At 60.8% G+C, this 26,665-nt stretch carries 22 protein-coding genes; 16 read left to right on the plus strand and 6 right to left on the minus strand.

Annotated elements, in window-relative coordinates; genetic code table 11:
- Positions 1–112: 112 nt before the first annotated feature.
- The 13 genes from AC2LD7_RS06650 to AC2LD7_RS06710 all read left to right on the plus strand — a co-directional run bounded on the left by AC2LD7_RS06650 (position 113) and on the right by AC2LD7_RS06710 (position 16,713).
- The gene (locus tag AC2LD7_RS06650) at positions 113–3,676 is read left to right on the plus strand and encodes an indolepyruvate ferredoxin oxidoreductase family protein (protein ID WP_484596989.1); all 3,564 of its coding nucleotides are present in this window, start codon (positions 113–115) and stop codon (positions 3,674–3,676) included.
- Positions 3,677–3,806: 130 nt separating this feature from the next.
- Positions 3,807–4,229: a MerR family transcriptional regulator gene (locus AC2LD7_RS06655; RefSeq protein ID WP_021208029.1), complete on the plus strand. Its 423-nt coding sequence runs from the start codon at positions 3,807–3,809 to the stop codon at positions 4,227–4,229.
- The gene (locus AC2LD7_RS06660; protein ID WP_021208030.1) at positions 4,226–5,407 is read left to right on the plus strand and encodes an isovaleryl-CoA dehydrogenase; all 1,182 of its coding nucleotides are present in this window, start codon (positions 4,226–4,228) and stop codon (positions 5,405–5,407) included. The genes AC2LD7_RS06655 and AC2LD7_RS06660 overlap by 4 nt, the downstream gene beginning before the upstream one ends.
- 190 nt (positions 5,408–5,597) lie before the next feature.
- Positions 5,598–7,205, plus strand: coding sequence for a carboxyl transferase domain-containing protein (locus tag AC2LD7_RS06665; protein ID WP_484596990.1), 1,608 nt, complete (start codon positions 5,598–5,600; stop codon positions 7,203–7,205).
- A gap of 95 nt (positions 7,206–7,300) precedes the next feature.
- On the plus strand, positions 7,301–8,107 hold the full coding sequence (locus AC2LD7_RS06670) for a gamma-carboxygeranoyl-CoA hydratase (RefSeq protein WP_484596991.1): 807 nt from the start codon (positions 7,301–7,303) through the stop codon (positions 8,105–8,107).
- The gene (locus AC2LD7_RS06675; RefSeq protein ID WP_484596992.1) at positions 8,104–10,017 is read left to right on the plus strand and encodes an acetyl/propionyl/methylcrotonyl-CoA carboxylase subunit alpha; all 1,914 of its coding nucleotides are present in this window, start codon (positions 8,104–8,106) and stop codon (positions 10,015–10,017) included. Before AC2LD7_RS06670 ends, AC2LD7_RS06675 begins: the two co-directional genes overlap by 4 nt.
- A gap of 233 nt (positions 10,018–10,250) precedes the next feature.
- Entirely contained in the window at positions 10,251–11,153 is a 903-nt protein-coding gene (locus AC2LD7_RS06680; RefSeq protein ID WP_255962099.1) for a hydroxymethylglutaryl-CoA lyase, read from the plus strand.
- Between the two features lie 287 nt (positions 11,154–11,440).
- Positions 11,441–12,622, plus strand: coding sequence for an acetyl-CoA C-acetyltransferase (locus tag AC2LD7_RS06685; protein WP_484596993.1), 1,182 nt, complete (start codon positions 11,441–11,443; stop codon positions 12,620–12,622).
- Between the two features lie 14 nt (positions 12,623–12,636).
- Entirely contained in the window at positions 12,637–13,320 is a 684-nt protein-coding gene (locus AC2LD7_RS06690; protein ID WP_484596994.1) for a TetR/AcrR family transcriptional regulator, read from the plus strand.
- A 90-nt stretch (positions 13,321–13,410) separates the two neighbouring features.
- Positions 13,411–13,968, plus strand: coding sequence for a GTP cyclohydrolase I FolE (folE, locus tag AC2LD7_RS06695; RefSeq protein WP_042926793.1), 558 nt, complete (start codon positions 13,411–13,413; stop codon positions 13,966–13,968).
- A 1-nt stretch (position 13,969) separates the two neighbouring features.
- On the plus strand, positions 13,970–14,344 hold the full coding sequence (folX, locus tag AC2LD7_RS06700) for a dihydroneopterin triphosphate 2'-epimerase (protein WP_255962102.1): 375 nt from the start codon (positions 13,970–13,972) through the stop codon (positions 14,342–14,344).
- Positions 14,345–14,760: 416 nt separating this feature from the next.
- Complete coding sequence (locus tag AC2LD7_RS06705; RefSeq protein WP_484596995.1) at positions 14,761–16,128, plus strand: DUF1329 domain-containing protein; 1,368 nt, start codon at positions 14,761–14,763, stop codon at positions 16,126–16,128.
- Positions 16,129–16,203: 75 nt separating this feature from the next.
- Positions 16,204–16,713 (plus strand): DUF1993 domain-containing protein, encoded by a 510-nt coding sequence (locus tag AC2LD7_RS06710; protein WP_484596996.1) that lies wholly within the window; start codon positions 16,204–16,206, stop codon positions 16,711–16,713.
- A 118-nt stretch (positions 16,714–16,831) separates the two neighbouring features.
- Here the strand turns inward: AC2LD7_RS06710 and AC2LD7_RS06715 are convergent, their stop codons facing one another.
- Together AC2LD7_RS06715 and AC2LD7_RS06720 are read right to left on the minus strand one after the other, a co-directional pair.
- Positions 16,832–17,188 carry a hypothetical protein gene (locus AC2LD7_RS06715; RefSeq protein WP_181101638.1) on the minus strand — a complete coding sequence of 119 codons (357 nt, stop codon included), beginning with the start codon at positions 17,186–17,188 and terminating at the stop codon, positions 16,832–16,834.
- Between the two features lie 81 nt (positions 17,189–17,269).
- Positions 17,270–18,028, minus strand: a complete 759-nt coding sequence (locus AC2LD7_RS06720) for an SDR family NAD(P)-dependent oxidoreductase (RefSeq protein ID WP_484596997.1) — start codon at positions 18,026–18,028, stop codon at positions 17,270–17,272.
- 493 nt (positions 18,029–18,521) lie between these two features.
- Here AC2LD7_RS06720 and AC2LD7_RS06725 point away from each other — a divergent pair, with 493 nt between their 5' ends.
- From AC2LD7_RS06725 to AC2LD7_RS06735, 3 genes are all read left to right on the plus strand, one after another.
- Entirely contained in the window at positions 18,522–19,796 is a 1,275-nt protein-coding gene (locus tag AC2LD7_RS06725; RefSeq protein ID WP_484596998.1) for a cytochrome P450, read from the plus strand.
- A gap of 212 nt (positions 19,797–20,008) precedes the next feature.
- Positions 20,009–20,230: a ferredoxin gene (locus AC2LD7_RS06730; RefSeq protein ID WP_484596999.1), complete on the plus strand. Its 222-nt coding sequence runs from the start codon at positions 20,009–20,011 to the stop codon at positions 20,228–20,230.
- A 157-nt stretch (positions 20,231–20,387) separates the two neighbouring features.
- Positions 20,388–21,053: a TetR/AcrR family transcriptional regulator gene (locus AC2LD7_RS06735; protein WP_484597000.1), complete on the plus strand. Its 666-nt coding sequence runs from the start codon at positions 20,388–20,390 to the stop codon at positions 21,051–21,053.
- Between the two features lie 25 nt (positions 21,054–21,078).
- On the opposite strand, the gene AC2LD7_RS06740 is transcribed toward AC2LD7_RS06735, so the two are convergent.
- From AC2LD7_RS06740 to AC2LD7_RS06755, 4 genes are all read right to left on the minus strand, one after another.
- Positions 21,079–22,131: a phosphotransferase family protein gene (locus AC2LD7_RS06740; protein ID WP_484597001.1), complete on the minus strand. Its 1,053-nt coding sequence runs from the start codon at positions 22,129–22,131 to the stop codon at positions 21,079–21,081.
- Entirely contained in the window at positions 22,128–23,429 is a 1,302-nt protein-coding gene (locus AC2LD7_RS06745; RefSeq protein WP_484597002.1) for an acyl-CoA dehydrogenase family protein, read from the minus strand. Before AC2LD7_RS06745 ends, AC2LD7_RS06740 begins: the two co-directional genes overlap by 4 nt.
- A gap of 28 nt (positions 23,430–23,457) precedes the next feature.
- Positions 23,458–24,195 carry an SDR family NAD(P)-dependent oxidoreductase gene (locus AC2LD7_RS06750; protein WP_021208048.1) on the minus strand — a complete coding sequence of 246 codons (738 nt, stop codon included), beginning with the start codon at positions 24,193–24,195 and terminating at the stop codon, positions 23,458–23,460.
- Between the two features lie 99 nt (positions 24,196–24,294).
- Positions 24,295–26,535, minus strand: a complete 2,241-nt coding sequence (locus tag AC2LD7_RS06755; RefSeq protein WP_484597003.1) for a CoA transferase — start codon at positions 26,533–26,535, stop codon at positions 24,295–24,297.
- Positions 26,536–26,665 lie beyond the last annotated feature (130 nt).

Below are 26,665 nucleotides of genomic sequence, written 5' to 3' on the forward strand. Positions count from 1 at the left end.
ATACCTGGTAGCCGATTTTATCGTTTTACGATATTTACACGTAAACCGATAATTTGTTCAAATATTCTTCGCCGCCATGTGCCGCGCAGACAAGAACAATCGGAGGTTGGCCATGAGCAAAACCCCATCGTTGGACGACAAGTACGTCCAACAGACCGGCAAAGTACTGATGACGGGTATCCAGGCGCTTGTGCGTCTGCCGTTGATGCAGCGCCAGCGCGACCTCGAGAATGGGCTCGATACTGCAGGCTTCATCTCTGGCTATCGCGGCTCGCCCCTCGGCGGGTTCGACCAGGCGCTATGGAAGGCTCGTGACCACCTGAAGGAATATCACGTTCACTTCCAGCCAGGCGTCAACGAAGACCTAGCGGCCACCTCGTTATGGGGCACCCAACAGGTCAACATCTTCGAGGGCGCCAAGTACGACGGCGTGTTCGGCATGTGGTACGGCAAGGGTCCGGGTGTGGACCGCTGTGGCGATGTGTTCCGCCACGCCAATGCCGCAGGCACCTCACGTTTTGGCGGTGTGCTGGCGATTGCCGGTGACGACCACGGAGCCAAGTCTTCATCCCTGCCGCACCAGACCGAACACATCTTCAAAGCCGTCATGATGCCGGTGCTGGCACCTTCTGGCGTGCAGGAATACCTGGACTACGGCATGCATGGCTGGGCCATGTCGCGCTTTTCCGGTTGCTGGGTTGCGCTCAAGGCGGTGGCCGACACCGTAGAAAGCGCCGCCATCGTCGACGTCGACGCTCATCGCGTGCAGCCGATCATCCCCGACGTGCCTATGCCGGAAGGCGGCATGAACATCCGCTGGCCGGACCCGCCGCTGGATCAGGAAAAGCGGCTGTTCGAGCATAAGGTTTACGCCGCGCTGGCCTACGCCCGCGCCAATCGCATCGACCGTATCGTTGTCGATTCGCCCAAGGCGCGTCTGGGCATCATCACTTCTGGCAAATCTTATCTCGACGTATGCCAGGCACTGAAGATTCTCGGCATCGACGACGCGCTCGCTCAGCAAATTGGGCTGCGCGTCTACAAGGTAGGAATGATCTGGCCGCTCGAGGCCGAAGGCGTGCGGCAGTTCGCCGAGGGTTTGGAAGAAATCGTGGTGGTCGAAGAAAAGCGCCACATGATCGAGTACCAGCTCAAGGAAGAACTCTACAACTGGCGTGAGGATGTGCGCCCCGCCATCGTCGGCAAGTTCGACGACAAGGGCGAATGGGCCAGGCCGCATACTGACTGGTTGCTGCCGGCCATCGGAGAGCTGACGCCCGCACAAATCGCCCGTGCGCTGGCGCGGCGGATTCTGCGGGTCTATCAGGGCGGTGAATTGCAGGTCCGCCTGGCTGTTCTGGAAGCGCAACTGTGCAGCAAGGGTCATCTGGTCAACCTGATGGATCGCGTGCCGCATTACTGCTCCGGCTGCCCGCACAACACCTCGACCAAGGTTCCCGAAGGCAGCCGAGCGCTGGCGGGGATCGGCTGCCACTACATGGCGGCCTGGATTTACCCGCAAACCCAGACATTCAGCCAGATGGGTGGCGAAGGCGTAGCCTGGGTCGGCCAGGCGCCTTTCACCGCGACCAAGCATGTGTTCGCCAATCTCGGCGACGGCACCTACTTCCACTCCGGGTTGCTGGCGATCCGCGCGGCTGTGGCTGCCAAGGTATCGATCACCTATAAGATTCTTTACAACGACGCGGTAGCGATGACCGGTGGGCAGCCTGTCGACGGTACGCTCAGCGTGTCGCAGATTTCGCGTCAGTTGGCCGCAGAAGGCGTGACCAAAATTGTGGTGGTCAGCGACGACACGGACAAATACGAGCATGTAAAAGACCTCGCCGCTGGCGTTCCGGTGTATCGCCGAGACCGCATGGACGACGTGCAGAACGAGATGCGCGAATTCAACGGCGTCTCGGCCATCATTTACGACCAGACCTGCGCTGCCGAAAAACGGCGGCGTCGCAAGCGCGGCACGTTCCCGGACCCGGCACGCCGTGTGATGATCAACGAGGCGGTCTGCGAAGGCTGCGGCGACTGCAGCAGCAAATCCAACTGCATGTCCGTCGTCGCAGTGGAAACCGAATTCGGGCGCAAGCGTGAAATCGACCAGTCATCCTGCAACAAGGACTTCACCTGCCTTTCTGGCTTCTGCCCGAGCTTCGTCACGATCGAAGGCGGCAAGTTGCGCAAGCCCAAGGCTCTGGCGGAAAAACCTGAGGACCGCTGGGAACTGCCACAGCCCGCCCCGCTGACGCTGGATGAGCCCTACAGCATCCTGGTCACTGGCGTCGGTGGAACAGGCGTCGTCACTATCGGCGCCCTGCTCGGCATGGCGGCGTTCATCGAAGGCAAGGGTGCGCTAAACCTCGACATGGCCGGCATGGCTCAGAAAGGTGGCGCGGTGTGGTCGCATATCCGCATTGCCGCCCAGCAGGATCAGCTCTTCGCCCCGCGCATTGCCGAAGGCGAAGCCAGCTTGCTGCTAGGTTGCGATCTGGTGGTCAGCGCCAATACCGAAACGCTGTCGAAGATGCGCCAGGGCGTGACCCACGCGGTGGTTAACAGTGAAGAAAGCATCACCAGCGCCTTTGTCCGCACCTTTGCCTTGCAGGCGGAAAGCGGCGACCTCGAAGCGCACCCGGACCCGCGCTTCCAGACCGGCGATATGGCAGCACAAATTCGCGAAGCCGTAGGCGACGGCCAGGCGACATTCGTAGACGCCAGCAAGCTCGCCACTGCGCTGATGGGCGACTCGATCGCGACCAACACGTTCATGCTGGGTTACGCCTACCAGAAAGGCTGGCTGCCGGTCGGCGAAGCGGCCCTTATGCAGGCAATCGAGCTGAACGGCACAGCCGTGGAATTCAACCGCAACGCCTTTGTCTGGGGCCGTCGTGCAGCGGTCGACCTGGTCCGCGTGCAACAAAAGCTGGAGTCGGGCAAGGTCCAGAGCCGTGATCGGCAACTATCGCAGACGCTGGACGAGACCATTGAACGGCGTAGCAGCTATCTCACCGACTACCAGAACGCGGCACTGGCCAAGCGTTATCTGGATCGCGTCGAGCAATTCAGCACCAAGGAAACGGCGCTCGTCGGCCAGCCTGGCGCGCTGACAGCAGCGGTGGCCCACTACTACTTCAAGGTCCTGGCGATCAAGGACGAGTATGAAGTGGCGCGACTGTTCACAAATGGCGACTTCCTGAAAAAGATCGAGGCGACGTTCGAAGGCGATTACAGCCTACGCTTTCACCTCGCACCGCCTGTGCTCAACAAGGCCGAGCCCGGCGCTGAGCCGACCAAGAAGAGCTTCGGCCCCTGGATGCTCAAGGGTTTCAAGCTGCTGGCCAAGCTGAAATTCATGCGCAACACCTGGCTCGATCCTTTCGGCTACACCCAGGAGCGCAAGGTCGAGCGGCACTGGCTGCAAAGTTACGAAGAGCTGCTTGACGAACTCCTGACTGCGGTAACGGCGGACAACCTCGGTCTGGCTGTGAAACTGGCCGAGCTGCCAGATGCGGTACGCGGTTACGGCCCGGTGAAGGAACGCTATCTCTCGCATGCCGAGAGCAAAAAAGCGCAGCTACTAGAGCAGCTGCGCTCGGGCTCCAGTTTCTACGACGCGAGCCAGACCGGAACATCGAAACGCATCGACGCCGTTCAACTCTGATGCAGTGCCCGGCCTTCAATGAAGGCCGGGTGATACAACAGCTAGTGACACAAACCTGACGGGCCTGAAAAAGCTTTTTTCGACGGGCCCAGTCGGACGTTAACGTGAAGGAGAGGTGTCACGAGTGGACATGCCCAACATCTACAGCATTTCCGAACTTGCTCGCGAGATGAAGGTGACCACGCGTGCCATTCGCTTCTACGAGGAACAGGGCTTGCTGCTGCCCGAGCGACGCGGTCAGAAGCGCCTCTACTCGCAACGCGATCGGGTAACGCTCGAGCTGATCATGCGTGGCAAGCGCATCGGACTGTCGCTGGCCGAATGCAAGGAATTGATCAGCATGTACGACCCAGCCGGCGGCAACAGCATGCAGCTGAGCCGTTTGCTGGAAACGATTTCAAACAGGCGTCAGCAGCTCGATCGGCAGGTGCTGGACATTCAAAAGATGCAGGCGGAACTAGACCTTGCGGAACAACGCTGCCGGTTGGCACTGGAGCGAGCCAGCGGCGTTTCCAAAGAAACCAACAATGACAACAGGAGAGCTGGACCATGAGTGGCTTGCCCGGATTGAATTTTTTCCTCGGTGAGGAAATCGACATGTTGCGCGATTCCGTTGCCGGTTTCGCTGCAAAGGAAATTGCCCCGCGTGCCGAGGAAGCGGACCGTACCGATCAATTTCCGATGGACCTTTGGCGCAAGTTTGGCGACATGGGTCTGCTTGGCCTGACCGTTTCAGAAGAATACGGCGGCTCCGGCATGGGTTACCTGGCGCACATGATCGCCATGGAAGAAATATCCCGCGCCGCTGGCGGCATCGGCTTGTCCTACGGCGCCCACTCCAACCTCTGTGTCAATCAGATCAACCGCAACGGCAGCGAGGCGCAAAAGCGCAAGTTTTTACCCAAGCTGATTTCAGGGGAGCACATCGGCGCATTGGCCATGAGCGAACCCAACGCCGGTTCCGATGTGGTTTCGATGAAGCTGCGCGCCGATAAGAAAGGCGACCGCTACGTGCTCAACGGCACCAAGATGTGGATCACCAACGGCCCCGATTGCGATGTGCTGGTGGTCTACGCCAAAACCGATCTGGCTGCCGGCCCCAAGGGCATGACCGCTTTCATCCTCGAGAAAGGCGCCCCCGGTTTCTCGGTTGCGCAGAAGCTCGACAAGCTCGGCATGCGCGGCTCGCACACTGGCGAACTGGTGTTTCAGGATGTTGAGGTGCCGGAAGAGAACGTACTGGGCGGTGTCGGCGAAGGCGTCAAGGTGCTGATGAGCGGCCTCGACTACGAGCGCGCAGTACTCAGCGGCGGACCGCTGGGCCTGATGCAGGCGGCAATGGATGTGGTCATCCCCTACATCCACGACCGCAAGCAGTTCGGCCAAAGCATCGGCGAGTTCCAGCTGATCCAGGGCAAGGTTGCGGACATGTACACCACTCAACAGGCATGCCGCGCCTATCTGTACGCCGTGGGCAAGCACCTCGATGCGCAGGGCAGCGGTCATGTTCGCCAGGTTCGCAAGGACTGTGCCGGCGTCATCCTTTACGCGGCTGAAAAGGCGACCTGGCTTGCCGGTGAAGCGATCCAGATCCTGGGCGGCAACGGCTACATCAACGAATTCCCAGTCGGGCGCCTGTGGCGCGACGCCAAGCTCTACGAGATCGGCGCCGGTACCAGCGAGATTCGTCGGATGCTGATTGGCCGCGAGCTGTTCAACGAAACGAAATAAAAAAGCGGCTGGAGGCTTGAGGCCGAAGGCTGGACGAAGCGGACTCGTTTGCCGTCCAGTCTGTAGGGTGGGCTTCAGCCCACCGCCCGCGGAATGCAGTGTGGTAGGGCTAAAGCGGGTCCACCCTACGATGAGAAGCCGCCTCGTTCCTCGTCCAGCCTCCAGCCTATAGCGCTTTTTCGAGGTTTTTATGGCTATCCTGCATACCCAAATCAACACCCGCTCGCCTGAGTTCGCCGCGAACCGTGGAGCAATGCTCGCCCAAGTCGAGGACCTTCGCGCCCTGCTCGGTCGTGTCCATGAAGGCGGTGGCGAGAAGGCGCAGCTGCGCCACACCTCGCGCGGCAAGCTCCTGCCGCGCGAACGCATCAACCGCTTGCTCGATGCTGGCTCGCCGTTTCTCGAGGTCAGCCAACTGGCTGCCCATGAGGTTTACGGCGAAGAGGTCCCAGCGGCCGGGTTGGTCGCCGGCATCGGCCGGGTCGAAGGCGTCGAGTGCATGATCATCGCCAACGACGCGACGGTAAAAGGCGGCAGCTACTATCCGCTCACCGTGAAAAAGCATCTGCGCGCGCAGACCATCGCGCAGCAGAATCGCCTGCCATGCATCTATCTGGTGGATTCCGGCGGCGCCAACCTGCCGCGTCAGGACGAGGTATTCCCCGACCGCGAGCACTTCGGCCGCATTTTCTTCAACCAGGCCAACATGAGCGCCATGGGCATTCCGCAGATTGCCGTGGTGATGGGTTCCTGCACCGCGGGCGGCGCCTACGTGCCGGCGATGGCGGACGAAGCCATCATGGTGCGCAATCAAGCGACCATTTTTCTCGCCGGCCCTCCATTGGTCAAAGCCGCCACCGGTGAAGTGGTGACGGCCGAAGACCTGGGCGGTGCCGATGTGCATTGCAAGACCTCCGGCGTGGCCGACCACTACGCCGAAAATGATGAGCACGCCCTTTCGCTGGCTCGCCGCAGCATCGCCAACCTCAACTGGCGCAAGCGTGGTGAAGTGAACAGTCGCGCACCGATTGCGCCGTTGTTCGATGGCGAGGAGTTGTATGGCGTCATCCCCGCCGATGCCAAGCAGCCGTTCGACGTACGCGAGGTAATTGCTCGCCTCGTCGACGGTTCGGTGCTCGACGAATTCAAGGCGCTGTACGGCAGCACGCTGGTCTGCGGCTTCGCGCATATACAGGGCTATCCCATCGCGATTCTGGCCAACAACGGCATCCTGTTCGCTGAGTCCGCGCAGAAGGGCGCGCACTTCATCGAGCTGGCCTGTCAGCGCGGCATCCCGCTGCTGTTCCTGCAGAACATCACAGGCTTCATGGTCGGGCAGAAATACGAGGCCGGCGGCATCGCCAAGCATGGCGCCAAGCTGGTGACCGCGGTGGCCTGCGCCAAGGTGCCCAAGTTTACGGTGATCATCGGGGGCAGCTTTGGTGCGGGCAACTACGGCATGTGCGGCCGCGCCTATGACCCGCGTTTCTTGTGGATGTGGCCCAACGCGCGGATTGGCGTGATGGGAGCGCAACAGGCCGCCGGCGTGCTGGCTCAGGTCAAGCGCGAACAGGCTGAGCGTAGCGGGCAGACGTTTTCGGCCGAAGAGGAAGCCCAGCTCAAACAACCGATTCTTGAGCAGTACGAGCATCAGGGCCATCCGTATTATTCCAGCGCGCGGCTGTGGGATGACGGCGTGATTGATCCCGCGCAAACCCGTGATGTGTTAGGCCTGGCGCTATCGGCATCCCTCAATGCGCCCATCGAGCCGACCCGCTTTGGCGTGTTCCGGATGTAAAGAAAAGCCGACAACGGCGCTGGAGGCTGGAGGCTCGACGTCCAGCTTTCAGCCTTAAGCCAAGGGCCGTAGGCCTTCGTTTGCAGGAACAATTTATGAGCACGTCCAACTTTCAAACTATCGAACTTGAGTATTCCGCCAAGGGTTTCGCCACGCTATGGCTCAACCGTCCGGAAAAGAACAACGCCTTCAATGCCGAGATGATTCGTGAACTGATCTTGGTGCTCAATGAAGTGCAGAGCGATAAGTCGCTGCGTTTCCTGCTGCTGCGCGGTCGCGGCAAGCATTTCTCGGCGGGTGCGGATCTGGCGTGGATGCAAGATTCCGCTCGCCTCGATTACAACGCCAACGTGCGCGACGCCCATGAGTTGGGCGAGCTGATGCACAAGCTCTACCACCTGAAAATACCCACGCTGGCCGTTGTTCAGGGTGCGGCTTTTGGTGGCGCGGTTGGTCTCATTGCCTGCTGCGACATGGCCATCGGAACGGCTGATGCCCAGCTGTCGCTGTCCGAGGTGCGCATTGGCCTGGCACCAGCCGTGATCAGCCCCTTCGTCGTCCAGGCGATTGGCGAACGCGCCACCCGACGCTACGCCCTCACTGCCGAGCGCTTCAGCGGTGAATGTGCCCGCGAGCTGGGGCTCTTTGCAGAAAGCTGTTCGAGCGAGCAGCTCGATGAAAAGGTAGAGAAGCTGCTTGGCAATTTGCTGCTTAACAGTCCGCAGGCCATGCGGGCCACCAAGGGCCTGCTTCATCAGGTCGGCAGCGGCGCGCTCAAACCCTCGTTGCGTACCTATACCGAAGGTGTCATCGCTAGCGTGCGAACCAGCCCGGAAGGCCAAGAAGGCCTGCGCGCTTTCCTCGAAAAACGCCAGCCGGCCTGGCAGGAACAGCATTCATGAGCAAACAACATATCACTACCCTCCTGGTCGCCAACCGCGGCGAAATCGCCTGCCGTGTGATGCGCACCGCCAAGGCTATGGGCCTGACTACCGTGGCCGTGCACAGCGCCATCGACCGTGACGCACGGCATACCCGCGAGGCCGACATCCGCATCGACCTCGGCGGCGCCAAGCCGGCCGAAAGCTACCTGCTGATCGACAAACTGATCGCTGCCGCCAAGGCCAGCGGCGCCCAGGCGATTCACCCCGGTTACGGCTTTCTCTCCGAAAACGCTGGCTTCGCCCGCGCCATCGAAGAGGCCGGGCTGATTTTCCTTGGCCCACCCGCCTCGGCCATTGACGCCATGGGCAGCAAGTCCGCCGCCAAGGCGTTGATGGAAAGAGCCGGCGTGCCGCTGGTGCCCGGCTATCACGGCGAGGCGCAGGACGTAGAGACCTTCCGCACGGCCGCGGAAAAGATCGGTTTTCCGGTGCTGCTCAAAGCCACTGCCGGCGGCGGCGGTAAAGGCATGAAGGTGGTCGAGCGCGAGGCGGATCTGGCCGAAGCGCTGCAATCGGCCCAGCGCGAGGCGCAATCCTCGTTCGGCGACTCGCGGATGCTGGTCGAGAAGTACGTGCTCAAGCCGCGCCATGTGGAGATCCAGGTATTCGCCGACCAGCACGGCAACTGCCTGTATCTCAATGAACGCGATTGCTCGATCCAGCGCCGCCATCAGAAGGTCGTCGAGGAGGCGCCCGCACCGGGACTGTCGCCCGAGCTGCGCCGGGCGATGGGCGAAGCGGCGGTCAAGGCCGCGCAGGCTATCGGTTACGTCGGTGCAGGCACGGTCGAATTCCTGCTCGATGCGCGTGGCGAGTTCTTCTTTATGGAGATGAACACGCGGTTGCAGGTCGAGCATCCGGTGACCGAGGCCATCACCGGCCTCGATCTGGTGGCCTGGCAGATCCGTGTCGCCCGTGGCGAACCGCTGCCGATCACTCAGGATCAGGTTCCGCTCAACGGCCACGCCATCGAGGTGCGGCTGTATGCCGAAGACCCGGATAATGACTTCCTGCCCGCCACCGGCACCCTTGATCTGTACCGCGAATCCGCCCCCGGCCCGGGCCGTCGTGTCGACAGCGGTGTGGCCGAAGGCGATACGGTTTCACCCTTCTACGATCCGATGCTCGGCAAGCTGATCGCCTGGGGCGAGAACCGCGAGGAAGCGCGCCTGCGACTGCTGACTATGCTCGATGAAACCTACGTCGGCGGCGTGCGGACCAACTTGGCTTTTCTGCGGCGCGTAATTGGCCACCCTGCTTTTGCCGACGCGGAACTGGACACCGGTTTCATTCCGCGTCATGAAGCGGAGCTGATGCGCAAACCTGGCGAATTGGCCGATGAATTCTGGCAACTGGCCGGCGAGCTCTTCGTGCAGACCGAGCCGGCCAAGGTCCGTGAAGACGATCTCCACTCACCATGGGCAAAGCGCGATGGCCTGCGCTTCGGATTACCGGCGCAAACCAGTGTGCATCTGATGTGCAATGGCGAGAGCCGTCAGGTACGCGTGAGCAGTCGCGCCGCAACCGAGATCACGCATCTTCCAAAAGCCATCCGCCAGGGCTGCACGCTCTATCTGGAATGGAATGGCGAGCTGCACGCCGTAACCGCGTTCGACCCCATCGCTGAAGTCGAGGCCTGCCACCAGCACCAGGGCGGCCTGACCGCGCCCATGAACGGCAGCATCGTTCGGGTGCTGGTCGAGGCCGGGCAAAGCGTCGAGGCCGGCGCCACGCTCATCGTGCTCGAAGCGATGAAGATGGAGCACAGCATCCGTGCGCAACAGGCAGGCGTGGTCAAAGGTCTGTTTTATGCCGAAGGCGATATGGTCAGCGAAGGTGCGGTATTGCTGGAGCTGGAAGACGCCTGACGCAGGATGGAAAACGGCGTGATGCGGAAACTTCTGCATGGCATTGGTGAGCTGAAGCGGAGCGCCGCCCGGCCTACCCTGCTGAGATTCTGCACCCCGCTTATATGGGTGGCTCACGCCACAGACTAGCCTTGTAGGGTGGGCTTCAGCCCACCAGGCACGATGAAAAGGTCTCACGATCTGACCCCTAACCCAGGTGACGCTGCAAACATCGCGACACCCATGGAGGACACATGACTCTGCCCAAACACGTCCGTCTGGTGGAAGTCGGCCCCCGCGACGGCCTGCAGAACGAAAAGCAGCCGATCAGCGTCGCCGACAAAGTGCGGCTGGTGGACGACCTCAGCGCCGCCGGCCTGCAGTACATCGAGGTCGGCAGTTTCGTGTCGCCCAAGTGGGTGCCACAGATGGCCGGCTCGGCCGAGGTTTTCGCGCAGATCCGGCAAAAACCGGGCGTGACCTATGCGGCCCTGACGCCGAACCTGAAAGGCCTCGAAGCGGCCATCGAAGCCGGTGTCAACGAAGTCGCGGTGTTCGGCGCCGCGTCCGAGGCGTTCTCGCAGAAGAACATCAATTGCTCCATCGACGAGAGCCTGGCGCGCTTCGCCCCGCTGATGGAAGCGGCGCGCGAAAACGGCATTCAGGTGCGTGGCTACGTGTCCTGCGTGCTGGGTTGTCCCTACGAAGGCGAGATCGATCCGCAGCGCGTCGCCCACGTCGCGCGCGAATTATTCGCCATGGGCTGCTACGAGGTCTCGCTGGGCGACACCATTGGCACCGGCACGCCGGGTAAAACCCGCCAACTGATCGAGGCCGTCAGCCGCGAGGTGCCGCGCGACAAGCTCGCCGGCCACTTCCACGACACCTATGGTCAGGCGCTGGCGAATATCTATGCCAGCCTGCTGGAAGGCCTCTGCGTATTCGACAGCTCGGTCGCCGGGCTCGGCGGCTGCCCTTACGCCAAGGGTGCCAGCGGCAACGTTGCCAGCGAGGATGTGCTCTACATGCTTAACGGCCTGGGCATCGAGACGGGTATCGATCTGGATGCGCTGGTCGCAGCCGGGCAACGCATCAGCGATCTGTTAGGCCGCCCCAACGGATCGAGGGTCGCGCGGGCGCGGCTGAGTGCCTTGTGACAACGAATCGATGGGCTGACCTGCGGCCGACTTACAACACAAACATGAACTCGTTTGGCTCAATGCAAGAACAAGCTGTCGCAAAACAGGCGTCGAGGTTAGCGCTCCAGCGCGTCAGTGAAGCGGTTGAAATACAGATACAGCAGGCCACTCGCTGCCACATGCAGCGCCAATTACCCAAGCGTCCGCCGTTACGCTCTGCTCCCCTACCTTTTGACGGCGGGTGCTTTTTTATTCTCCCTGCAGGGTCGCTTCACCGGCGGCATCAGGGTTAAAGGAGATAAAACATGCAAGACGTTGTAATCGTTGCCGCAACTCGCACTGCAATCGGCGCTTTCCAAGGCGCGCTAGCCAACGTGAGCGCGACGGAACTGGGCAGCACGGTAATCCGCGCATTGTTGGAGAAAACCGGCATCGACCCAGCCACGGTCGACGAAGTGATCATGGGCCAGGTGCTTACCGCTGGATGCGGGCAGAATCCCGCGCGGCAATCAGCGATCAATGCCGGCCTTCCCTATAGCGTGCCAGCCATGACAGTGAACAAGCTCTGTGGCTCCGGCCTGAAAACCGTGCATTTGGCTGCCCAGGCAATACGCTGCGGCGATGCCGAAATCGTCATTGCCGGCGGCATGGAAAACATGAGCCTCGCGCCTTATGTATTACCCAAGGCGCGCACCGGCCTACGCATGGGCCATGCCCAACTGGCCGACTCGCTGCTGCAGGACGGATTGCTTGATGCCTTTCATGACTATCACATGGGTATCACCGCAGAGAACCTCGTGTCCTGCTACAAACTGACCCGGGAGGAACAGGACGCCTTCGCCGCGCAATCCCAACAGCGCGCGGCGGCCGCTATCGAGGGTGGTCGCTTCAAGGCGGAAATCACACCCGTATCCATTCCGCAGCGCAAAGGCGATGCCTTGCTATTCGATACCGACGAGCAGCCCCGGCCAGACACCACTGCCCAGTCTCTGGCCAAACTCAAACCAGCCTTCGATAAGAACGGCAGCGTCACAGCCGGCAACGCCTCGACGCTTAACGATGGTGCGGCAGCGGTGCTGCTGATGAGCGCGTCCAAGGCCAAAGCGCTTGGCCTACCGATTCTGGCCACCATCAAGGGTTACGCCAGCTCTGGCGTAGATCCGGCGATCATGGGGATTGGACCGGTCAACGCGAGTCGCAAGTGCCTGGACAAGTCCGGCTGGACACTCGAAGAAGTCGAGCTCATCGAAGCAAACGAAGCCTTTGCCGCACAAGCTTTGTCGGTCGGCAAAGAGCTGGGCTGGGACAGCGACAAGGTCAACGTCAATGGCGGCGCCATCGCTCTGGGTCACCCTATCGGCGCATCCGGTTGTCGTGTGCTGGTTACCCTGCTCCACGAGATGATGAGCCGTGACGCCAAGAAAGGTCTGGCCACGCTTTGCATCGGTGGTGGCCAGGGCGTCGCATTGACATTGCAGCGCGACTGACCGTGAACCGCTCCATGCGCGCAAGCTACCAACGGGGCAGACCGCTACCGCTGATTGACCTCGCCCACGGCGACGCCAGCCGACCGGTGCGGGCTGACACACCGCCGGTGCATGAGCAACTACGAATAGTGGCGCTGACACTATTCGTCGAGCATGGCTTTCAGGCGGTCAGCCTGCGCCAGTTGGCCATGGCACTCGGCATGCAGGCCGGCTCGTTGTACAACCATATGGAGAGCAAGCAAATCCTGCTTTTCGAGCTGATCGAGGAGCACGAAACGGACCTGCTGGATCTACTGGAGGCCGATGATCCCTGTCAGGCGGACGGGTTGACCCGCCTGCGCAGCTACGTCGACCTGCACATTCGATACAACCTGATGCATCAACATCGGTTGGTGCTGGCTCGCCGGGAGTCCCGCTGCCTGAGCGCCGAGCAACGCGCTTCAATCGAGGCAACTCGACAGGCTCACGTCGATCACTTGGAAAAAATTCTTCGGCAGATACCCTCACCGGTCACGGCCGAACAAAGGAGCGCTGTCGCGCGCAGCCTGATGTCGATCCTCGAGGATGCGCCCACCTGGTGGTCACCGGACGATGCCTCTGCAGTCGAAGGTTTTATAGCAGTAGTGACGCAGATGGCGGTTGGTGGGCTGGCGGGACCCAGCGCGGAACGATCTTTACCGCTGGCTCGCTCGGCCTGAGCAGCCGACGCAGTTGCTTCAATACAAAGGTGCTTCACCTCAATGCCAATAGCCTCCACGAAAATCGAGGCAAACGTTAAGGAAGCAGTTATGAACGAAGACATGATTCAGCACTATCGCGGCATTCTCGAAGGTGTCGGCGAAAACCCGGAACGCGAAGGTCTGGTGGACACCCCCAAGCGGGCCGCAAAAGCCATGCAGTACCTCTGCCAGGGTTATGGCCAGACCGTTGAGCAAGTTGTCAACGGCGCACTTTTCGAGTCGGACAATGATGAAATGGTCATCGTCCGTGACATCGAGCTCTATTCAATGTGCGAACACCACATGCTGCCTTTCATCGGCAAGGCTCACGTTGCCTACACCCCTACCGGCAAAGTCCTCGGCCTGTCCAAAGTGGCGCGAATCGTCGATATGTTCGCCCGGCGTCTTCAAATTCAGGAAAACATGACCAAGCAGATCGCCGACGCGATCATGCAGGTAACCAACGCTGCTGGCGTCGCCGTGGTCATCGAAGCGCAGCACATGTGCATGATGATGCGGGGCTGCGAGAAGCAAAATTCGGTAATGACAACTTCGGTGATGCTCGGTGGGTTCCGTGATTCGTACAACACCCGCCAGGAATTTCTGCAGCTCATTCGAGGCCGCTGACATGCCGAGACTGGAACCGGGGATGGCGCGGATCCGTGTCAAGAATCTGCGCCTGCGTACCTATATCGGCATCAAGGAAGATGAAATCCGTAACAAGCAGGACGTGCTGATCAACCTGACCATCCTGTACCCGGCCGCCGATGCGGTACGCGATAACGACATCGAACAGGCTCTCAATTACCGCACCATCACCAAGGCGATCATTCGGCATGTCGAGGAAAACCGCTTCGCCCTGCTGGAGCGGTTGACCCAAGAAGTGCTGGATCTGGCGATGGCACCACAGGCCGTACGCTATGCCGAAGTGGAAATCGACAAGCCACATGCCCTGCGCTTTGCCGAATCCGTGTCGATCACCCTGGCCGGGCACCGCGATTGATCGCCTCGGCGAGCACTACACCGCGAAGCCTGCATGGTCGTCGGACGTGCGGAAAAAAAAAAGCTGCTCACCCGAAGGTAGAGCAGCGAACCACCAGTCGCTCCTGGTTACGGGGATTCGCTCGCGTGGCGAGTCGAATCGGCATCAGTACCTGTTTGTCGGTCGTGAAATCGAGGCTTACGCCTGGCGCCTGCAATGTGTTGATCGATCGGAACCTGCCGTCACGGGCTGCTGTACCTCAGCCTACAACCCCACCATTTATTCGCCAGCGACTCGGCGCTGTTTCGTTTGACCCGAGATAAAACGGTACGCAAGCCGCAAAAACCGTTAACGGCTAGGGTAGGTCCTGATGCACGACCTCGCTCCTGCTCGAAGAAGCTCCATTAATAAATCCAAAAACGGAGACTGACCCCCCGATGAAACTCCAACTCGCTCTTTGTGCTGCCCTCAGCGGCATCACGACTTTCTCTATCGCCGCCGTCAGCCCTGAAGAAGCCAAGCAACTGGGCAACGAGCTCACCCGGTTTGGCGCGACCAAGGCCGGTAACGCCGAAGGTACGATTCCAGCCTATGAAGGCGGACTCACCACGGCCCCTGCCGACTTCAAGCCTGACAGCGGCTTCTGGGCCGATCCGTTCAAGGACGAAAAGCCGCTGTTCCGTATCGATGCGTCCAACGCCGACCAGTACGCCGACAAGCTCAGCGACGGCCAGAAGCACCTGCTCAAGAAGAATCCCGAAACCTGGTACATGGACGTGTATCCGAGCCATCGCACCGCCGCGTATCCGGAAAAGGTAATGGAAGCGACGGTGCGCAATGCCACCGCCTGCAACACTTACAACGAGGGGCTGTCCATCGAGCCGGAGTGCCGTGGGGGCCTTCCGTTCCCGATTCCGAAAACCGGCAATGAAGTGATGTGGAACCAGTTGCTGCGCTACAAGAACGGGCCGACCGCCACCACCACGACGTCCTCCAACAGCTGGGTCATCGACGCCAACGGCACCATCACCAAGGCGGCCGAACAAGCGACCTACGAAGAATTTCCCTACTACCAGACGGATCGCGATGACCGTGATCCCGAGATGTACGCGCGGGTGTTTTCGCTGAACAAGCAGCCTGCACGCCGAGCCGGTGAAGTGGTGGGGATCAACGACTATCTCGATCCGACCAAAAAGCCACGCCGCGCTTGGAGCTATACGCCAGGCCAACGGCGCGTGAAGCTTGCGCCGGAGTTCGCCTATGACACGCCAGTGGCGAGCCAGGGCGGCGTCACCTTGTTCGACGAATTGCAGATGTTCGCTGGGATGCAGGACCGTTTCGACTTCAAGCTCGTTGGCAAGAAGGAGATGTATATCCCCTACAACGCCTACGAGTTCAACTTCCAGGCCGACCAGATGGACCAATTCAGCGACAACCACGCCAACCCGAAATACGAGCGCTGGGAGCTGCATCGCGTCTACGTGGTGGAAGCCACCCTCAAGCCGGGCATGCGCCACGTCTACAGCAAGCGGCGCTACTACGTGGATGAAGATACCTTTGGCGCGGGTCTGTATGACGCCTGGGACCAGGAAGGCAACCTCTACCGCTCGATGTTCCTGAGTGGCGTTCAGCTGTATGACAAGCAGATCCCATACGCGGTGAAGAACGTCATCTACGACTTCAACAAGGGCATGTACGGCGTGATCAACGACGGGCTGAAGGGCGGATTCAGGATTCCCGAGGAAGCGCTACCTGAACGGCAGATGAACGCCGAAGCCATTGTCAGCCGCATCACTCAGCGCTGACGCCAGTAACGCCGGCGGGCAGCCTGTAGCTCCCGCTGGCCGCTTTCTATCAACCCCCTCACCAGGAGAACGACAATGGCGCTCACCATGCACCAGTCATCTGTTTTTTATTTCACCCGCCTGCTGAATAACCTTTCAAACATCCTCGTCAAGGCGCAGGCCCATGCGGACGAAACGGGCACCAATCCGAAAGACCTGCTTGAAGCCCGGTTAACCGATGACATGTTCAACCTCAGCCAGCAGATTCAGATGGCATGCTTGCATCCACTGCTGTTTGTCGCAGGCATCACGGGCAAGCCTGCCGAACTTCAAAAAGATGAGGATCGCAGCTTCGCCGAGCTGCGCTCGCGGATTAGCAAAACCGTCTCCCTTCTGGAAAGCGTTCACCCCGAAGATCTCAACGGCAGCGAAGACCGCGAGATAGTACTGGCCACACCGCGCGCCGACCTTCCGTTCACCGGCCAGGGCAGCCTGCAGATATTCTCGTTGCCGAACTTCTTCTTCCACGTCGTCACCGCCTACGACATTCTTCGGCACCGCGGCGTACCGCTCGGCAAGATGGACTTCCTAGGCGGCCTCAAGTAACACGATAGTGCTGCACGCGGGGATGTGCTTATAAAGCGCGCGCCCGCACGGGGTGCCAGAAGAACGAAGTCGCCGGGCATATGCCCGGCGATTTCTTTAGCACTGCATCACTGCAAATTTATTGAGGCTCGCAGACCAACTTGGCTTGCAGGGGTGCACCGGTGTATTTACCCGGCACGGCGAGGCTGGTCTGTTCGCCCGGCTCGATGGTGGTGGGTGGCGGTGCATCGCTTTGAGCTTCAGCCGGTCCCGGCTGCAATTCGCAGGTAACGCTGACATCGGCATTGTTAGTGATTTGCAGCATCTGCGTTGTGCTGGCAGTGGCCGTGCCAGCACTCCCTCCTCCGCTGGAACCGACCACCTCGGTCTCGATGTCGAGACCGTTCAGCTGCTTGTCCAGATCGAGCCCATCAGCCATTGCCGTTACAGGCAGACAGATAGCCAGACCGCAAAAGATCAACATGTTCTTGTTCATTGTCGTTACCTCCGGTAAGGCGGGGCTAATGCCCCTGAATATCAAAGCCGATCCGTGGCATCTGATGCTCCGGTCGCTATCTCAACTCAGCATCAACATCCCGCCGTCGACCATCAGCGTCTGGCCCGTCATGAAGCGTGAAGCTTCGCTGGCCAGAAAAACCAGAACGGGCGCCAGGTCTTGCGTGGCATCGCCAAGCCTGCCTCCAAGTGGAATCAGACCCGCCATGACCGCGTCGTGCTGCTTCAACTGGGCGTCGCTCATGCTGGCTCGGGTGGCGTCGTACATCGGTGTCCATATCGCCGGAGCGATGGCGTTCACGGTAATACCGTGCGGACCCCACTCGCGGGCGACGGTGCGCGTCCATGCCAGGACCGCGCCCTTGCTCGCAGCGTAATGTGCTTTACCTGGCTGCCCTCCTACACCGGCAGCCGAGGCGAAATTAATAATCCTTCCACCACCTTGCCGCATATGCTCGTAGGCCGCGCGGTTGGTCAGAAAGGTGCCTCGGGCATTCACGGCGAACACTGTTTCCCACTCATCCAGGGTGATTTCATCCGCGGTCGCGTTAGGCGCTATTCCGGCAGCATTGACCAATACATCCAATCCGCCCAATTGTTCGACAGCCCAGCCAAAAGCACGTTTTACCGATTCAGCATCCGCAATATCGCAGCTGTACGAACGCGTCCAGCCGCCGCCTTCCGCCGCGTCATGCCGTTCGCTCTGGCGCAAGTCGAGACTCACCACATGCGCGCCCTCGCTTACGAAAGCCTTGACTACTGCTGCGCCGATGCCGCGTGCTGCACCCGTTACTATGACGCGCTTATTCTTTAACTGCATGCTGACTCCAAACAAAGCGGGAAGTCCGATCAAGTGGCAATCTGGCGATCCACCCCCAATCGCGTGGTTGTCGCAAGAACTGTTCGCCCTGCAACGCCGCAAGGCTTCAACAAGCTTAGTTGGCACAGAAATGGCGTGCCGCCGCATCGCGCTTTGACAGGCTTTTTCGTTTGACCCGAAGTCAAACGCTAACCCGAAATTTCAGCCAAGCCGGGATACATATGCGCCCCTTCTCCCTTCCGGCCTGGCTCCTCACGATGATTCCAAATAAAGCGTGGCTACTGTCGTCGTCGCTATGCGACCGGCAACTTTACGCCGTGTAAACCCCTTTCTCAGCCGGCCTGAATCCGGGCTGTTAAGGTAATTCCTCATTGAGCTGCGCCCGGCGCGCAAGGGCAGAAGCCCGGTTACCACTCATTGGTCTCAACGGTTCGGAGCAAACCGGTGAGACGCGAGAACAACTAAACCAAACCCGCATTTGGAATCCAAACCCGTGAGCCAATTCGAAGAACTCGACATCGTCGCGGCCTACCACGCCGTAAGCGACACCTACCTCGGCACTGATGTAGATATCCATGCGCTGTGCCGTCAGTACCGGCAAAACGAACCTGTGATGAAAGGCGACTTTGTCGATACCTATTTAAAGGTACCGACGAATGCGGGCGCCAAAGCGGCCAAGGCGACGGTAACGGTGTTCAAGCACAAGGACGTCATGGCCATCATGCGCGACGCTGACACCTATACCAACGGCTTCATCGCCGAAGGGCTGGGCGCCTTCTTCGACGGACTGATCATTCTGGCAATGGACGGCGAGCAGCACCGAAAGACCCGCGCGCTGTTGCAACCGGTATTCATGCCCGAGACGGTCAACAAGTGGCGACCGGAGATCGACCGGGTGATTCGCGAGGATTATTTGCAACAGCTCGTGCCCAACAAGCGAGCCAACCTGATGGACTTCGCGCTGGATTTCCCTATCCGCGTCATGTATGCGCTGATGGGATTTCCCACCAGCGACACCGAAAAATACAAAACGTACGCCACCTGGGCGCTGGCCATGGTGGCGGGCAATCAGATCGACCCGGAAAAGGCCAAAATCTATGGCCCTCTGGCAGGGCAAGCGGCCAAGCATCTGTACGACGGCATCAAGGAAGTCGTGGTGGCGAGGCGGGCACAAGGCACGCAGGAAACCGACCTGATCAGCCGCTTGATAAATGCTGAAGCCGACGGCCGCTCGCTGGACGACCATGAGATCACCACTTTTGTCCGTTCGCTGACGCCGGCAGCTGGCGAAACCACCACTCGCACGTTCAGCTGCATCATGACCAACCTGATGCAACGCCCGGAATTGGTCGAGCGAATCCGCAACGACCGCAGCCTGATCGGCAAGCTGATAGACGAGGGCATTCGCCATGAGCCGATTTCCACCTTCAAGGTTCGCCAGACCTCCAAGGAGGTCGAGATCGGCGGGATCGTCGTGCCGAAAGGCGGGATGGTTCAGTGCATGACCATATCCGGCAACCGGGACGAAGACATTTTTGAAAATCCGGACGAATTCGATATCGACCGCAAGGTAAAGCCGTCCTTCGGCTTTGGCTTTGGCCCGCATATGTGCATTGGACAGTTCGTCGCCAAGGTGGAGCTGAACTGCGCCATCAACGCGATGCTCGATCTTTTTCCCAACATGCGCCTGGACCCGTCCATGCCGGCACCCAGGATTTCAGGTGGCCAGCTGCGCGGCACCCGCGACATTCACGTGGTTTGGGATTGAAGCGGTAGCGAGCCGATAAACGAGGTGGCCGCAAGGCCCTCTGTCGATTGCCGTTCAGCAGCGCCAACTGGAAATTCCATCACTATGTTTACCGGAACGATATTCCCGAACCCAACCCAATGGGCACCGCTGCGGCAATGGCTTAGCCTCTGGGCTAACCCTATTTTCGCCAATTTGGCGCTCAGTCATTAAAACCTGGCCGGAGTTACGTTATGAGCCTGCACACAACCCAGTACAAAGTCGTGGCCGATCGCAGCCGTTGCTGCGGATACGGCCTCTGCGCCGCAGTCTGCCCGGAAATTTACAAACTCGACGATGACGGACTCGTTTATCTGGCCTCCGACAGGCTTGCGCCCGAGCTGGAGGAAAGCGCTCGCGAGGGCGCTGCGGCCTGCCCTGCCGAGGCGATCTGGCTGGAGGCGATTACAGAGTAAAGGTTGAACCTGCAGCCAGACCCAATCCGTGCGTGCTTCTATGCTTCATCTATACAGCGGGCATGGCGGATGCAGAATAGACGCCCACTCATGGGCCTGGCTGCCTTGGACGAGATGTCTTAGGCTCTGATACTTGCCCACACGACATCGAGACACCATGCAACAACCACGCGAAGCCTTCTCCCGAAAGCGCGCCACGCTGGAGCGCCTGCTTGACGAGGCGCGCCGAATCTTCTCGGAAAAAGGCCTGGCGGGCGCAAGGCTTGAAGAAATCGCCAGCGCAGCAGGCGTGACGCGCCAATTGATCTATCAGTACTTCGATAACAAGGAAAACCTATTCATAAGCGTGCTGAATGAAAGTACTGCACAGATCATAAAAAACCTGCATGCGATGGACCTTGATCAATTGCCGCCACGCCAGGCACTCACCGTTCTGCTGGAGTATCTTTTCGACCAGTACGGCGCGAATCCCGAGTTGCGATCGCTCGCCCAGGAGAGCTTCCGCCTCTATGAGCATGGTGCTCAGAACCAGAACCGCTTTGGTTCCATAGCGGTTCCCCTGACCGACCTGATGGAACGAATCCTCAACCGAGGCATTAAAAGCGGTGAGTTCTTGCCCCAAATAGACACCCGTCTGTTCTGCGGGGCCTCCATGTTGTTGACCACCCTCTGGTTCACCAGCCGGCACATCACATCCACCGCCACGGGGTTCGATACCAGCACACCCGCCGGTCTGCTGGCGTGGCGCAGCTATGCAATCGATTTTGTGCTGAGCGCTGTTCTGATATCCGACCGACCTCCACTGAGCCGACCGACGATCTAGCCGGGCGCGATCCTCTATCGAACTTCTAGCTGATACGTAGCAAAGCGCCCTCGAACAGCCGCAGCGCCGAGGCGTGGTGCTTTCTACCGTGCTCCATCGACGCCCTGCCCGCGCAGGCCCGGGCGTAACTGACTTCGAGAAATATGCCAAGCTTGAAAGCCGCCAGTACCAGATACCAGGTAAAGGCTTCGAAGCTTCGGGAGCTGCCCACCACGTAGCGCGCCACCAATTCATCCGCTGCGGGAAAGCCGTCCCAGGGATGCACCTCGATCGTGCCGGCGCCATGGCCGCTGGCGTCCGGCCATGTCACCACCAGCCAGGCCAGATCAAGCAGAGGATCGCCAATGGTAGCCAGCTCCCAATCGACGATCGCGCTGAGCGCCGGCCCCTCGCGGCTGAACATCACATTGGACAGGTGATAGTCGCCATGCAGGATGCCGGGGCTGAACCGTTGCGGGCAGTTGTCATTCAGCCAGCGCGCCAGCCGGTCGAGTCCGGGAAGACTGTCTGCGCCCGGCCAACCGGCATAGCCGGCGACGCTTTCGAGCTGATGCAGCCAGCGCGCGACTTGTCGTTGATGGAAACCGTCGGGGCGCCCGAAGCCGTCGAGGCCGATGGCTCGATAGTCCAGCTCATGAAGGCAGAGCAGCGCATCGACCATGGCCAGCCCCATGCGCCGACGCATGTCGCGGTCGGCAGCGTGGGGCAGCGGCAAGCCGGCCGCGGAATTGGGGTTGAAGCCATCCACCGGTTCCATCAGGTAGAACTTCGCGCCCAGAACGGCCTCGTCATCGCAGGCGGCGACCAAGCCCGCATGCGGCACCCGACTGCCCGCCAGCGCTTTTAGCATGCGAGCTTCGCGCGCGATGGTCTTGCCGCCTACTTCTCGTAGCGCCGCCGATGGCCGACGCAGCACGAATTCACGCTCGCCTCGCCGAAAGCGCAGCAACAGATTCTGGGTGCCGCCGGTCAGTCGCACGGCGTTTTCCAGCGGCCCGGACGCGAGCTCCCGCTCATCCATCCAGGCGCCCAAGCGGGCGAGATCGACCAGCTCATGCCAGTCAGCCCCGCCGCTCAACGCTGCTCTCCGCTTTGTTCCAGCGTCGCCAGCGCGTCAGCATATTTTTCACGCGCCAGTGCCGCCGCAGTCGGGCGATGGTAGCTGGGAAACAGGCTGTCGCTTGGCTGATAGTCGCGCAGCAGCTGTCTGGCCACCGTCACCTTGTGCACCTCGGTCGGCCCGTCCGCCAGCCCCATCTGGAAGGAGCGCAGGATGTACCCGGCGAACGGCATCTCATCGGATACGCCGATCGAGCCATGCACATGCAGCGCACGGGCGGCGATGTCATGCAGCACCTTGGGCATCGCCGCCTTTACCGCGGCGATGTCTTTGCGCACGCGCAGATAGTCCTGGTACTTGTCGATACGCCAGGCGGTGCGCATCACCAGCAGCCGGAACTGCTCCAGTTCGATCCAGGAGTCGGCGATCTTTTCCTGCACCATTTGTTTCTCGGCCAACAGGCCACCTTGCGTGGTGCGCGACAGGGCGCGCTCGCACAACGCATCGAGCGCTCTCTGCGCCTGGCCGATCACACGCATGGCGTGGTGCACGCGACCACCGCCGAGTCGCACTTGAGCGACGACGAAGGCTTCGCCGGGATTGCCGAGCAGGTCGGCGGACGATACCCGCACCTTGTCGAAACGCAGGTAGGCGTGCGTCGCCTCCGGATCATCCGCTATGCCGACGTTGCGCACGATGGCCACGCCCGGCGCATTCGCCGGCACGATGAACATGGTGGTGCCCTTGTGCACCGAAACGCTCTTGTCGGTTACCGCCATGACGATGAAGAACGCCGCATAGCGTGCATTGGAGCCGAACCACTTCTCGCCGCTGATCAGCCAGTCATCGCCGTCGCGTACGGCCTCGGTGGTGAACACGCTAGGGTCGGCCCCGCCCTGGGGCTCGGTCATGGCGAAGCAGGAGACAATCTCGTTATCGAGCAAGGGTTCGAGGTATTTGCGCTTCTGCTCCTCACTGCCGTAGTGGGCGAGAATTTCGCCGTTGCCCGAATCCGGCGCGTGACAGCCGAACACGATAGGCGCGAACAGTGCGCGGCCGAGAATTTCGTTGATCAGGGCCAGGCGTACCTGGCCGTATCCCGGCCCGCCCAGCTCCGGACCAAGATGACAGGCCCAGAGTTTGCGCGCCTTGACCTGCGCCTGTAGTGGACGCACCAGTTGTTTGAACAGCGGATCGTGGATGTTCCAGGGGCTGCCCAGTACATGTTCCAGCGGCTCGACCTCTTCGCGGACGAAGCGGTCGATCCAGTCCAGTTCCGTTTGAAAGTCCGGATCGGTTTCGAAATCCCAGGCCATGTCGTGCTCCAAAAAATATGAGTGGCGCTCAAGCGAGCAGCATGCCGCCGTCGACCAACAGGGTCTGACCCAGCATGTAGCCAGCCAGCGGCGAAGCCAGGAACAGCGCAACGTTGGCCATGTCCTGCGGGGTGCCGAGGCGGCCCAGCGGGATGCCACGTAGCGCACCTTCGAGACGTTTGGGGTGTTCCGTGGTGATGCGTGTGAGCTTGGTTTCCACCAGGCCCGGCGCAATGCCGTTGACTCGGATACCCTCACGCGCCCACGCCTCGCCGAGCGTGCGCGTCAAACCGAAAGCGCCGGTCTTGGAGGCGTTGTAGGCCGGATTGCCGCGGGTCGAATGGAAGGCGGCGGCCGAGCTGACGATGAGCATCGCGCCTCGTGATTCCTTCAGCAGTTCGAAGAACTTCTGCGCGCAAACCATCAGGCTGGTGAGGTTGATATCGACGACTTTCTTGAAGCCGTCGGTGAGAAATTCCTGACGGTCGTACAGCACCGTACCTTGCGCCTGAACCAGCACGTCGAGTCGAGTGAACGGCACGATCGCCGCCTCGATCAGGTTGGCGTTGGAGACATCGACCTGCGCGTAGTGCAGCCCTTCAAGATGCGAATCCGCCGAGTCGGCGTAATCCTGCGCGCTCGGACGAGTGCCCCAGACGTGCACCTCGGCGCCGCGTTGACGGAAGTTCTGCGCGATGCCGTTACCGATGCCGCTGGAGCCACCAACGACCAGCACCGTCTTGCCGCTGAAATCCAATTCGTTCATGCGTTATTCCTGTGTGTTCAACCCAACCCACGGTTGAACGATCGGGTCGGGTTCATCGTTGACTTCGGCCGGAGTGGGCCGCCTTCGTGCATCAATTGCTTACAGCCGAACCACACCCGCCGCGGCCAGACGTTCCAGTTCGCTGTTTTCCAAGCCAAGCCCGCCGAGTACATCGCGGCTGTGCTGGCCGAGGGCGGGCGGCGGACGATCCAGCGACAACGGCAGATCACCGAAATCCCAGAACGCGCCAATCTGTTGCAGCTCGCCGTACACCGCATGTTGATAGTGGGTATGCAAGCCAGCCGCGGCGTGGTCGGGGTTGTCGAGAAAGGGGTCGAGCTGCGCCTCGAGAACGGCTTCGGCGGGCACGCCTTGTGCGCTCAAGGATGACAGCGCATCGGCCTGAGTCCGCCCGACGAAATACGTTTCGGGGTCCGCTCCGGCCAGCGCACGGAAACGCTGCGCTTCTTCGGGCTCCAGCGCCGCCACGGCGATCCAACCGTCATTGCAGCAATACAGCCGGTGCGTGTCGCAAAGGCCGGTCTGGCTGGCGTCCAGATGCGCGATGGGCGTGACGCTGCCGTCCTCACGGCCCACCGCTTCGCTCATGGTGAGCAAGGTCGCGCCAAGCAACGACGCGTTCACCATCTGCCCTTCACCGGTCCGCGCGCGCTGGTAAAGCCCCAACAGCAGAACGTACAACGAAGAAAGTCCTGCAAAGAAATCACCAACGCCAAAACGCAGCCACATCGGCGGTTGGCCGGCACCGCCCTGCTCCACTTCCCAACCGCAAGAGGCTTGCATCAGCTGGTCGAAGCCGGGCCAATCGGCACGTGGTCCGGTGGGTCCGTAAGCGCTGACGTGGCAATAGATGAGTTGCGGATTGATCCGCTTGAGGCTGTCGTAATCGACCTTCAGCTTGCGCGCCGCCGGCAGGCGCATGTTGTGATGGACCACATCGGCCCAGCGCACCAGCGCCTCGACCGCCGGTTGACTCAGCTCATCGCCGAGTTTTAGCGCTACGCCCAGCTTGCCGCGCTGAGTGCCACTGAAAATGCGTTCCAGTCGGCGCATGGCATCGCCGGTCGGGGCCTCGACCTTGACAACCTCTGCGCCTAGATCGGCCAGCATCATGCAGGCGAACGGCCCGGCCAGATACGCGCCCAGATCGAGCACCTTGAGGCCATGCAAGGGGGGCAACGGCTCGCCCTGACGCCCAGTGCCCGGAACCAGACGCAGCGTTGGCGAGTCCTTGAAGTCGCTGCCATTGTCCGCGCCGGGCTGAGGTGCGGAACGGCCGATGCGTGCCGGTGGGGTGATCTTCCAGGCTGGCCCCGGTTGCAGCGTCTTGCCGAGCGTGGCGTCTTCCACTTCGACCACATATCCGTTCAGTCGCGCCTGCTCATCGAAATAGATCTCGCCGAAGGGCGCGGCAATCTGCGCCGAAACATCGTGCTGCCAGAAATGCTCGACCCACTCATGAGCGGGCCGCGTGGCGATGATGGCCCGGTTGGCTCCGAAATTCGGCGCCACGTGGCTCGGCGGCCATTGCGCATTGAGCCGGGCGACTTCCGCCTCGCCCAGTTCTGCCATGGCATTGGCCATCCACGGGGCTTTATCCGGCGAGTAATGCACATGAATCCAGCGACCGTCGGCGCACTGGTGCAGCGGGATCGGAATGTGCTTGTCCAGCCCCTTGGCGAATACCGGCGTCGGTGTTTGCGCGCGGCTCCAGTGCATGGTCATCGGGACCAGCGCGGCCTGAGCCAGACTGGTGTGCGCGGCGCCGCCACGGCCATCACGATCACGCGCGATCAACCGCGCCATCACGCCCACCACACACAGCCAGCTTGCCAGCCAGTTGGCAAAGGGCATGCGCACGAAGACCGGCCCAGGGCGGTGGCCCGGCTGTTCGTCGAGCAGGCCCAGGCGTGCCAGCACCAGCGTTTCACGTGGCACTGCCCCGGCCAGTGGATGCTTCTTCGGCCAGCCGGTAATGGCCGAAACGATCAACGCAGGAAAGCGCTGCGCCAGCTGTGCATCGTCGAGCCCCAGCGTCGCGGCCTGCTTGGGAGTGAATTCGTGAATAAGCACGTCGGCCGCGGCCAGCAGCCGTTCGAGCCGCTGCTGCCCGTCCGGCACGTTGATATCCAGCGTGACACTGCGCTTGCCCCGATTGAGCACCGCGAACAGCGCTTCCTCGCGCCGAGCCGGGTTGTCGGGCGGTTCGACCAGAAACACCTCGGCACCCGCTTCGTACAGCTGCAAACCCGCCGCAGCACTCGCGATACCCGACCCCAGACTGACCACACGCAGGCCGTGCAGCGTTGACTCGTTCATAAGCACCTCTGGGTGTCTTGTTATTGTTCCAATGTTTCACTGTTCTGCTGTTCTACGCCGGAGCGAAACCGTGCCCGGCCTCGTTCGGCGAATTAAGAAGCTAGTGCATGAATCAGGATGATTCCAGTGT

This window comes from Stutzerimonas sp., assembly GCF_982611455.1.

Excerpts from the sequence above, each read along its gene's own strand:
- AC2LD7_RS06650 (WP_484596989.1), top strand. The coding sequence starts at position 113 with ATGAGCAAAACCCCATCGTTGGACGACAAGTACGTCCAACAGACCGGC.
- AC2LD7_RS06655 (WP_021208029.1), top strand. The coding sequence starts at position 3,807 with ATGCCCAACATCTACAGCATTTCCGAACTTGCTCGCGAGATGAAGGTG.
- AC2LD7_RS06660 (WP_021208030.1), top strand. The coding sequence starts at position 4,226 with ATGAGTGGCTTGCCCGGATTGAATTTTTTCCTCGGTGAGGAAATCGAC.
- AC2LD7_RS06665 (WP_484596990.1), top strand. The coding sequence starts at position 5,598 with ATGGCTATCCTGCATACCCAAATCAACACCCGCTCGCCTGAGTTCGCC.
- AC2LD7_RS06670 (WP_484596991.1), top strand. The coding sequence starts at position 7,301 with ATGAGCACGTCCAACTTTCAAACTATCGAACTTGAGTATTCCGCCAAG.
- AC2LD7_RS06675 (WP_484596992.1), top strand. The coding sequence starts at position 8,104 with ATGAGCAAACAACATATCACTACCCTCCTGGTCGCCAACCGCGGCGAA.
- AC2LD7_RS06680 (WP_255962099.1), top strand. The coding sequence starts at position 10,251 with ATGACTCTGCCCAAACACGTCCGTCTGGTGGAAGTCGGCCCCCGCGAC.
- AC2LD7_RS06685 (WP_484596993.1), top strand. The coding sequence starts at position 11,441 with ATGCAAGACGTTGTAATCGTTGCCGCAACTCGCACTGCAATCGGCGCT.
- AC2LD7_RS06690 (WP_484596994.1), top strand. The coding sequence starts at position 12,637 with ATGCGCGCAAGCTACCAACGGGGCAGACCGCTACCGCTGATTGACCTC.
- folE (WP_042926793.1), top strand. The coding sequence starts at position 13,411 with ATGAACGAAGACATGATTCAGCACTATCGCGGCATTCTCGAAGGTGTC.
- folX (WP_255962102.1), top strand. The coding sequence starts at position 13,970 with ATGCCGAGACTGGAACCGGGGATGGCGCGGATCCGTGTCAAGAATCTG.
- AC2LD7_RS06705 (WP_484596995.1), top strand. The coding sequence starts at position 14,761 with ATGAAACTCCAACTCGCTCTTTGTGCTGCCCTCAGCGGCATCACGACT.
- AC2LD7_RS06710 (WP_484596996.1), top strand. The coding sequence starts at position 16,204 with ATGGCGCTCACCATGCACCAGTCATCTGTTTTTTATTTCACCCGCCTG.
- AC2LD7_RS06715 (WP_181101638.1), bottom strand. The coding sequence starts at position 17,188 with ATGAACAAGAACATGTTGATCTTTTGCGGTCTGGCTATCTGTCTGCCT.
- AC2LD7_RS06720 (WP_484596997.1), bottom strand. The coding sequence starts at position 18,028 with ATGCAGTTAAAGAATAAGCGCGTCATAGTAACGGGTGCAGCACGCGGC.
- AC2LD7_RS06730 (WP_484596999.1), top strand. The coding sequence starts at position 20,009 with ATGAGCCTGCACACAACCCAGTACAAAGTCGTGGCCGATCGCAGCCGT.
- AC2LD7_RS06735 (WP_484597000.1), top strand. The coding sequence starts at position 20,388 with ATGCAACAACCACGCGAAGCCTTCTCCCGAAAGCGCGCCACGCTGGAG.
- AC2LD7_RS06745 (WP_484597002.1), bottom strand. The coding sequence starts at position 23,429 with ATGGCCTGGGATTTCGAAACCGATCCGGACTTTCAAACGGAACTGGAC.
- AC2LD7_RS06750 (WP_021208048.1), bottom strand. The coding sequence starts at position 24,195 with ATGAACGAATTGGATTTCAGCGGCAAGACGGTGCTGGTCGTTGGTGGC.
- AC2LD7_RS06755 (WP_484597003.1), bottom strand. The coding sequence starts at position 26,535 with ATGAACGAGTCAACGCTGCACGGCCTGCGTGTGGTCAGTCTGGGGTCG.